At 37.3% G+C, this 10,080-nt stretch carries 7 protein-coding genes; 5 read left to right on the plus strand and 2 right to left on the minus strand.

What is annotated here, in order from left to right:
• Together A5882_RS08430 and A5882_RS08440 are read left to right on the plus strand one after the other, a co-directional pair.
• Positions 1 to 1,587 (plus strand): LPXTG cell wall anchor domain-containing protein (locus tag A5882_RS08430; RefSeq protein WP_139843246.1); only part of this gene is annotated, 1,587 nt, incomplete at its 5' end.
• Between the two features lie 251 nt (positions 1,588 to 1,838).
• Positions 1,839 to 2,627 carry a MerR family transcriptional regulator gene (locus A5882_RS08440; RefSeq protein WP_176462014.1) on the plus strand — a complete coding sequence of 263 codons (789 nt, stop codon included), beginning with the start codon at positions 1,839 to 1,841 and terminating at the stop codon, positions 2,625 to 2,627.
• 89 nt (positions 2,628 to 2,716) lie between these two features.
• Here the strand turns inward: A5882_RS08440 and A5882_RS08445 are convergent, their stop codons facing one another.
• Positions 2,717 to 5,338, minus strand: a complete 2,622-nt coding sequence (locus A5882_RS08445; RefSeq protein ID WP_086372656.1) for an HAD-IC family P-type ATPase — start codon at positions 5,336 to 5,338, stop codon at positions 2,717 to 2,719.
• Between the two features lie 223 nt (positions 5,339 to 5,561).
• Complete coding sequence (locus A5882_RS08450) at positions 5,562 to 5,882, minus strand: multidrug efflux SMR transporter (RefSeq protein ID WP_016619461.1); 321 nt, start codon at positions 5,880 to 5,882, stop codon at positions 5,562 to 5,564.
• Between the two features lie 815 nt (positions 5,883 to 6,697).
• Between A5882_RS08450 and A5882_RS08455 the strand changes: the two genes are divergently transcribed.
• The 3 genes from A5882_RS08455 to A5882_RS19770 all read left to right on the plus strand — a co-directional run.
• Positions 6,698 to 7,801 carry a hypothetical protein gene (locus A5882_RS08455; RefSeq protein ID WP_254908473.1) on the plus strand — a complete coding sequence of 368 codons (1,104 nt, stop codon included), beginning with the start codon at positions 6,698 to 6,700 and terminating at the stop codon, positions 7,799 to 7,801.
• Complete coding sequence (locus tag A5882_RS08460; RefSeq protein WP_016619463.1) at positions 7,791 to 8,132, plus strand: hypothetical protein; 342 nt, start codon at positions 7,791 to 7,793, stop codon at positions 8,130 to 8,132. Before A5882_RS08455 ends, A5882_RS08460 begins: the two co-directional genes overlap by 11 nt.
• A gap of 85 nt (positions 8,133 to 8,217) precedes the next feature.
• The coding region (locus A5882_RS19770; protein ID WP_254908474.1) for an Ig-like domain-containing protein at positions 8,218 to 10,080 on the plus strand (1,863 nt) is incomplete at its 3' end.

Genomic DNA, 10,080 nt, shown 5'->3' on the forward strand with positions numbered 1-10,080 from the left:
AGTCCTGAAATCAAGAACTATCATGCAGACAAAGCAACAGTCGAAGAAGTTACAGGGCTGACAGAAAAATCAGAAAATCGTGAAGTAACAATCACTTACTCACCAAATATGACCGAAACAACAGAAACCAAAGAAGTCAAGCAAACGATCCATTATATGTATGAAGACGGCAAAGAAGCCGTACCAGATAAAGTAGACACGGTCACGTTCACGCGGACGGTCACCACTAACGAAGCAACTGGCGACAAGACCTATGGCGAATGGCAAGCCAAAGAAAACGATACGACCTTTAACGAAGTGAAGAGTCCTGAGATCAAGAACTATCATGCAGACAAAACAAGCATCGAGGAAGTCACAGGTTTGACAGCCGACACCAAAGACCGCGAAGTAACTGTTACTTACTCACCAAATATGACTGAGTCAACAGAAACCAAAGAGGTCAAACAAACGGTTCATTATGTGTATGAAGACGGCAAAGAAGCAGCCCCAGACAAAGTAGACACGGTGACCTTTACACGCACAGTGACAACGAATGAAGCAACTGGTGACAAGATCTATGGCGAATGGCAAGCCAAAGAAAACGATACGACATTTGACGAAGTGAAGAGTCCTGAGATTAAGAACTATACCGTCGATAAGGAAATGATCGAAGCAGTTACAGGAGTAGCGGTTGATAATCAAGACATCGAAGTCACCGTTACGTATGTGCCAAAAATGGAAACCGCAACAGAAACTGAGAAAGTCAAGCAAACGATTCATTACGTCTATGAAGATGGTAGCAAAGCGGCGGACGATCATACCGATAAAGTCACGTTCACCCGGGTGATAGCAAAGAATTTGGCAACTGGTGTAGTGACCTATGGCGAATGGAAGGCAAAAGACAACGACACGACTTTTGCTGAAATTTCCAGCCCAATGATTGAATATTGCACACCAGATAATGAGTTGATCGAAGCAATTACGAATATTCAACCCGATGCAAAAGATACCGAGTTGACTGTGATCTACAAAGCAAATACGGAAACGAAAGAGGAAAGCAAAGAGGTTTCGCGGACGATTCATTATGTTTATGAAGATGGTAGCCAAGCGGCAGAAAGTTATACGGAAACCTTAACCTATACACGCACGGAAACAACCAATCTGCTGACTGGTGAAGTCGCATATACTGACTGGACAGCCACAAATGGTGACACGACATTTGATGAGGTGAAAAGCAAGCAAATTGAGGGCTACACGGCAGACCTGACGACAGTCAAAGAACAAACAGGAATGACTGCAGAAGATGAAGATACGGAGGTGACTGTGACGTATATAAAAAATGCAACAGACGAAGCCAATCCAACAGACTCATCAAAAGAGTCAAGCAACACGCCAAATGATCAGACAAAAACAGATGATAACACACCGTCTACTGATATGAAAATAACGACTAACGTATCAGAAACAACAAGAACAGTCACGAGTGAAAAAAGTCTTCCAAAAACAGGAGAGAAAGAGGAACCCTTCATATTATACGCTGGAGTGACTATGGCGGTATCATCCCTGCTAGCATTTTTCTTAAGACGCTTAAGACAGAAACGAAAATAAGAAATCAGAAAAAGCTTTCTTTTGAAATGGAATAGAATACTGGCGAAGTAGAAGACTGCTGATAAATTCCCATACTAATCTTGGAAATTTGTCAGCAGTCTTTTCATTATGATTTGAAGCTTGTTCAAGTACTGTCACGCACCAAAAATTCTTACCGCTTCAATGGAAAAACTCCTTCGTTTTCTGAAGAAAATTATGATATGATTTTGTGACAGAGACACGCTATGAAAGATAAAGGGAGGGATGGAACTATGAAGATAAAACAAGTGAGTGAAAACTATGATATCACACCACATACTCTTAGGTACTATGAACAAATTGGTTTGTTATCACCCAACTATACTGATAATGGGTATCGAGATTACTCATACGAGGATATTGAGCGATTAAATACCATTAGAGACCTGCGTTTTTTTGATGTGTCACTTGAGGAAATTAAGAACTACTTGGATACAAAGAATAAAGCGCTGACTAAAGAAATCCTTCATTTCGAGATGGAGCAATTAGAAGATAGAATCCATGCGTTAAAAGAGAAACAAGATTTGTTAAAAGAGCGAATTGACTTGCTTGTCTACGCTGAAAAAAAGCAAAACCATGAAATTGAACGTACATTTTATGAAGAACGGTACCTTGTTTTAAGTCAAGAGAAAGACACAATGGGGAAAGACTTGTACTTTGAACTTAAACGCCTGCACAAACAATTTGAAAAAGAACTGCATGCCAATAATCAAAATGTTTTCGGAACGATTTTACTGCCGCACGAAGACGCATTTAGGCATCAAGTTTTCTATTGTCTGACAAACGATTTGGCAGATGAGAAGGCATTTACAATGCCTGCAGGAGAGTATCTCGCTATTTATTATACGGGCACATATAAGCAGCGCTTAGCTGCTTTAGCAGAACTAAAAAGTTACCTAAAGAAAAATAGACTGGTCGCGAAAGGAAATTTTTATGAGTTCTACTTGATTGATTTTCATGAGACGAATTTACCGGAAGAATACGTGAGTAAAATAGAAATTCTCCTTGATCAACCCGATTAAAACGGAATCGATCAAGGAGAAACGTATCTATTGGTACTTAGTGATTCAGCAAGTTTATCGATAAGATGACTTATGAAATAGAACTGTTCTTATTTCTCTACTTTGGTATCCATTGAGTAGGTGGGAGTAGTTTCCTTTAGAATGACTCGTGTTACGTGCTTTTCAGATTCTACTAATAAGAAAAGTAGAGTTGCTGGGATAACACTGATAAGCAGTTCGGATAAAGTTAAAGAGGTGGTCTGTAAGATACTTTGCAATGGTGAAAAATAGACCATTCCTAATTGGAGAATCGCCATAACAAGTAATGAGTAAATCAAGGCTTTATTCTGCTTGATTTTGTTACTGAAGGCTGAATCCGTGATCTCACGACAGTTGATCATGTAAAAAGCTTGACCGAAAACGATCGCATTGATCAAAACGGTTTGTCTGACAGCTTCGTCGCCGAATGCATTCATCGTTAGAAAGCCGAAGAAGGTCAAGAGTAGGCCGACATAAACGATTCGAAAGAGTGTATATTTGGAAATGATTTTTTCTTTCATATCACTAGGTGCTCGATTCATGATCATTTTGTGAGCTGGTTCAAAACCTAACGCATAGGAGAGTGTAATTGACGCAACTAGATTTAACCAAAGAATCTGCACTGTGCTTAGTGGTAAAGGAAGATTTCCCAACATAGAAACGATCAGCAAAAGCCCCTGGGCCAGACAGGTTGGCAAGTAGAAGAGGATCGTCTTTTTTAAATTATCAAAAATTCGACGGCCTTCTTTGATTGCTTTTGCAATCGTTTCAAAATTATCGTCAATGAGGATCATGTCGGCAGCTTGTTTACTAACATCGCTTCCTTTAATTCCCATGGCGATCCCTACATCTGCTTTTCTAAGTGCGGGTGCGTCATTGACCCCATCACCAGTCATTCCAACGATTTCGCCTTGTTCTTGTAAATAAGTAACGATCATCAGTTTATGCTCAGGTGTCGTTCGGGCAAAAATATTGGTATTTTTTACCACTCTTTGCCACTCATCTGTGGATAAACGATCCAATTCAGTTCCAGTGATTGCCCGTTCAGAATGGTCGATTCCTAATTTTTTGGCAATCGCTTTTGCGGTCGTTGGGTGATCCCCGGTGATCATTACGACTCTGACCCCGGCTTTTTTACAATCTGCTACCGCTTCGATCGCTGATTCTTTTGCTGGATCGATAATGCCAGCTAATCCGATGATTACGAGCTCGTCCATCTCTTCATGAGTCAATTCAGTCGTTGTATCTACATCTTTATAAGCAAACGTGATCACTCGTTGTCCCTCTGAAGCAAAAGCCAAATTGATCTTTTCCCACTGTGCATGATCAAACTCCGCTATCTGCCCATCAATATGTGCAGCAGTCGCTTTATTTAAAACGATATCTGGAGCACCCTTTACAAAAATCCGCTTTTTCCCATTGATCAAATGGCTTGTTGCCATATACTTATATTTTGAGTCAAAAGGTAATGTTTCTAGACTCTTGATCCGCGGTGTGCCAATACGATTGGTCCAACGTAATAAAGCTAATTCTGTTGCATTTCCGGTCACTGGACAGTGGCGATCATCGAAACTCTGTGTTTCTTGACAGTTTTGCATGATTTTGGCTAGCAGTTCGTTGTTCGAAGAATCTGTTTGGTCTTCATGGCCAATCACAGTTACCTGTTTATTAGAAAACACATTGGTAAGGGTCATATCGTTTTTGGTCAAAGTACCTGTTTTATCAGAACAGATGACTGTCATTGAGCCAAGTGTTTCGACAGTAGGCAGTCCCTTTACGATCGCATTTTGATCCGACATATTTTTCACGCCGGAAGACAAAATAATCGTCAAAATAGAAGGCAATCCCTCAGGAATAGAAGAAACGATCAAAGCAATGATTGCTGACACGATATACATCGGACTCATGCCATAAATGAAGTAGCTGATCAATCCTAATAAGAAGATAAAGACGCCGATCCCTTTAAAAATAGCATGATTCATTTCGTTCACTTTTTTCAATAAAGGGGTTTCTTTCACTTCAATGGTTGCTAAAGAAGCATTGATTTTACCAATCTCAGTGTCCGAGCCAATTTCAACAACGAGCCCTTTTCCAGTTCCTGACTGTACTTGCGTACCTGAATACGCCATATTGGTTCGTTCAGCAAGTGCTATTTGCCCCTCTAAACGAGCACTTGTTTTTACGACTGCATCAGGCTCTCCAGTCAGAATCGATTCATCGATTTTTAGTTCATTCACGGTTTCCATACGCAAATCAGCAGGAATAACATCACCAGGTGATAAATAAACACGGTCCCCTGGAATCAAATCTTCTGCATCGATTGAAAGACGTCCGTTTTCAGATTCGACTGTCGCCTTTGAACTAAGTAATTTTGAAATGCTAGATAGTGAATCATCTGCTTTTCTCTCTTGGTAGTAACCAATCATTGCGTTTAAAACGACAACGAGTAAAACGATCGCTCCTTCAACTAAACTTCCCGTAATAAATTTTAAAACAGCTGCACCGATCAAGACATACATTAACGCATCGTGGAAGTAAGATAAAAACTTCTTCCATTCGGGTGTCTTTTCTGATGCTTGTAATTTATTTTTCCCGTGTTTTTCTTGATACGCTTTACGTACCTCATTTGTGATAAGCGTCTTACTTGTCGCTGACTGCACCTTTTCAATATCCAAATTATGCCATTGTTTCATTATTTTCCCTCCGTTTTCTTTACATGAATAGCATAAAGGTTAGAGTGACTATAAGGTCAAACGTTTTTTGAAAATATTTTTTACCTATAGGCTAATTGAAAAAAAATTCTTTAGATGGGCTGAAAATGGCGATTTGGCTCCGTGTTTCGTTATAGGAGTCAAGGCGCTTGATTGATGAAGGTACCTACAAAAAGGCTAGCAAAACTATTATCAAATGGCTAAATCAATGTCCGCTGGTAAACTTGATGCCCAAAATACCAACTATTAATAAGACGACGAAAACCCAAGTCAGAAGGGATAGCTGGTCTTTAAAGAACACGACCCCCACAATAATCGATCCCACCGCACCTATCCCTGTCCAAACAGGATAAGCGATACTTAATGGTAGGTTTTTGACCGCTAAAGCCAAGAAGCCAAAACTGAAAAGCATTCCGATGACTGTTGAAATACTATACCAAAAGTGGTTAAACCCGTTGCTCAGTTTCATGGTAGATGCCCATACGACCTCAAAAAATCCTCCTAAAAGTAAATAAATCCATGTCATAATTTGTTCTCCTCCTCAAAAAAAATAAGCATTCAGTAAACTCTTCAAGGACCTAATGAGTTTACCAAACACTTCTATCACCCGGTGGTGTTTTGGATATTCAATTAATGTAACAATAATAAAATCTTAGCTGAAAAGAGGCGGAATGTCAACGATAAGCGAAGTCAACTATCAAGTTTTTTTCAAGAACGAAAGGTAATTTTGTCGTCTAGATAGCCAAGGAAATCAAGGTTCAATCAGTTTGTCTTTGACTAGCCATTAAGTTATTTTTTAGCAAGTAATTAAATAGTTGTAAAAAGATAAGATGTTAGGAATACTAGTTATTAATCATACGTAAAGTTATATTATCATTTCTTAATTTAGATTCTAAGCAAAAGATTCAATTCAAAATTACTATATTTTTCTAATAAATAAAAAAAATAAGCAATTTTGTTTAAAAAAGCTTATACTACTTTTTGACTAATCTTGTAAACTTATATAGGGGAAACTGTCTCTTATACACATCTAGATGTGTATAAGAGACAGATGAGTGGGTAATTCTTAAATACATAGAGAATTATAAAAATCATTATTGTACAGTTTCAGAATTAAGTACGATTTTGGCTATTTCTAGCTATAAAGTTGAAACTTACATAGATGAATTGAATACGTATTTGAGCTTAATTTCCAAGGATACTGAAATTTATATCAAAAAATCAGGAGAAATTACTTGTGCTAATCTGGATTACGTAACAGTAAAGAAAATAAGAATTAAGTTTATGAGAATTTGTGAACTTTTTAATATTTTGGATAATTTCTTCATTAATGAGATTCCTATGAAAAAGCAAGTTAGTTTGCTTCACAGCAGCCAGACCTCTAGCTATGTGAAGTTTCGCCATTTAAAGTCTTTATTAAATGAAGAAAACATTTTGATTAAAAAGAGCAGAATTATTGGGAATGAGTTAAGCGTACGCAGTATTTTTTTTAGTACTTACTATGAATTATTTAACGGCATTGAAAATCCTTTTCCAAAAGAAATTCGTCAAATGACCGATAGAATTATAAAGCAATTTTCATCACAATATATAGTAACTATCCCCAGAACAAAAGAAATAAAACTAGCAATCTTTATTAGTGTTTGGTTCATTCGAATAAAAAATAAACATTTTATACAAGAGACTTATGTGGACTATGTGAAAAATGATTTTACGAAGTGGTTGAAAAAAGCGATAAACAGTGACTCTTCGATCGACGATGAACAGATAGAGAATGAAATTGGTTATTTTTTGATGTTCTGTCATTTTGAAATCGACAATGAACAATTCGTTACGAAGTTTATGACATTTGATTTGTATCAAGAAGCAGTTAAGTTGACTCAAAAATTTATTTCTATGTTTTTTGACACATTCAGTTATGAAATAAGAGATGATTTTATAGAGAAGGAACTAACAAATATACATATAAAATGGTTAGTTTATCGCTTTAAAAATCAGTCATTCATTATCAAAGGGAAGTTTAATTATTTTCAGGAAACCAATCCAGCAATTGATAAATTTATTCAGGATTTTTTTCGGGAAATAGAAAAATCCACTTTTTTCCAATCTAATTCCGAGAAAAACAAGCTTTATTATGACTATCTTTTCTTATTAGTTACGCAGCTACCCATGGAAGAAATTGAGACACCTTTAAATATCTGTATTGATTTTTCTCATGGGAATAATTACAACAGCTATATAAAAATGATGCTACAGTCATTACAATCGATGAATCTTATCTTTGAAGCCAAAATCAGTAATAATACCAAGTTATTTCTTTCGGACTGTGCTATGGATAAATTGAACTGTGAACAACTTATTTGGAAAAAACCGCCTACATCTAATGATTGGAAGGAACTGGGAGAGTTGCTAGTACAACTAAAGGAGGCAGCTTTTGAAAGATAAATATTTTTCATGGGTAGTTTTGCCCTTTTTTCTAATCAATCAAATGAGTTTCTTGCCTAGCGAACATACGAAAGAAGAAGCACCTGTATATGCGTTTGAAGTAGGTTCCAATGAGAATGAAATCGTCGTTGAGAATGATTCAGAAAAATTAGCGAAATACAGAAAACAAAAGGAAAATTTCCTCTCAATTGAGCAACAATTAACAATGTTAACGGAACAACCTTATTTGCTTTCAAATGATAAACCCATCTATTTAGGAAGAATTTTAGAAAGTATGTCTGGGGGAATTTTATATGGAAGAAAGTACACGGAATATTTGCATAAAAGATAGTAGTTGAAATAGATGAATCTTGTAGCAACGGTATAAAAATGTCAGTATGCAACACATTAATAGTATAGAAAAGGAATCGGTGAATATGAAAAGAAGAATTTCTACTTATTTTAGCCTTTTAGTAATTGTAACATCTATCTTGGTTGCGCCATTACACGCGATTGCTGAAATGAGTATTGGTGAAACCCAAGGTACACAAGCCACAAGTGAGACGAGTGATGTAACAAATAGAACAAGTGAGTCTCAAAGTGAAACATCGACCACCACATCAAGTGGATCGGTAGAATCTACAGATTTACAGAATACAGAGGTACAATCAGATCTTAAATCAGAAACTTTACAGACTTCGGAGAAACAATCAAGAGCGCCAACCATTGCTCCATTTTCAGCAGTTGATGATGTGATCACTTCCTTTAGTATCACGGATAAAAATGGAGCTCCTCTGACGGAAGCTGTTGGACAGTGGGAGACATTTCGAATCAATGGGACGTTTGATCTACCAAATAACCAAGTAAAAGAAGGAGATACGACAACGATCACCTTGCCGCCTGAACTTAGATTTGGTAGTAACGAATCCTTTGAATTAAAAGATTCGAACGGTAACATCGTCGCCAATGCAACCGTTTTGTCAGATTCAAAACAGATTATTCTGACCTATACAGATTATGCAGAAATCCATTCAGATATACATGGCTCTTTTTATTTTTACGCGGGCGTTGATTCAACAATTGTTCAAGAGGAACAGATAATAACGACGACGATTGATGTTGAAGGAACGACCTTTCCAATTGAAATTGATTATGCTGGTATAGATACAACCACATATCCTTTAACGAAATCTGGTTGGTTTACAGACGGAAGTGATCAAACGATTCAATATTATGTTGCAATCAATCGAAGTAGCGGTAACTATCCTGATGCTACGATCACCGATGCGATAAATAGTCAGGCTGTCAATTATGTTCCAGGTTCGTTCATTATTTATAAAGGAAAGTGGCAATTAAATGCTGCTGGAAATGATTGGGAATTAGTAAATCGTGTCAACGTGACTGGAGATTATGAAATCAATATTTCTAGTGATCAACGATCATTCTCAATAGATTTTGGAGATATTGGTAGTGAAGATCAATACGCAATTTACTATAAAGCAGAATTAGCGTATACACCTGTTGATGGAGAGAATATCGTTAATACGGCTGTATTGACATCAAATGACGTAGTGATAAAGGATGGCGTTGCCTATACAAATTACCAAAAAGGAGGAGGCGAAGCCGAAGGATATAATTACATGGTAAGTATTCTTAAAACGAATGAATCAGGGGAAGTTCTTTCTGGTGCACATTTTGAAGTTCTACGTGAGTCAACGGGACAAGTTGTAGGAAAATTGATAACAGATGACGAAGGGCGAGCTTCTATCAATGATCTTCTGAAGGATAATTATACGATAAAGGAAATAAAAGCTCCTGCGGGTTATGAATTATTGGATCAGGTACTAACTGTTACTCCAAGCGACTTTGGCAACGATAAAGAAGTGACGAAAAATGTTGTAAACAAGAAAATAGAAAAAACTGTCGCTTTGACTCTAGAAGCAAGTAAAGAATTGACTGGCAAAGCACTAAGTGCGGATGAATTTCAATTCCAACTGTTGGACGAGCAAGGGGAAGTGCTCCAAACTAAGAGCAATGATGCCAAAGGAAAAATTTACTTTGATGCAATCGACTATGACCAAGCAGGAACATACAAGTATACGATCCGAGAAGTCGCAGGAACAGATAGCACGATCACCTATGATGACACAGTCTATCATGTAACGGTAAATGTGGAGGATCAATCGGGGCAATTAGTGGCAAGTCCAAGTTATGAAGGCAGTGCTGCTTTTAAAAATAGCTATAATCCCGCAAAAGGAAGTGCGGTTCTAGAAGCAAGCAAAGAACTAACTGGCAAAGCA

It is taken from the genome of Enterococcus sp. 4E1_DIV0656 (genome assembly GCF_002140695.1).
Taxonomy (GTDB): domain Bacteria; phylum Bacillota; class Bacilli; order Lactobacillales; family Enterococcaceae; genus Enterococcus_D; species Enterococcus_D entomosocium.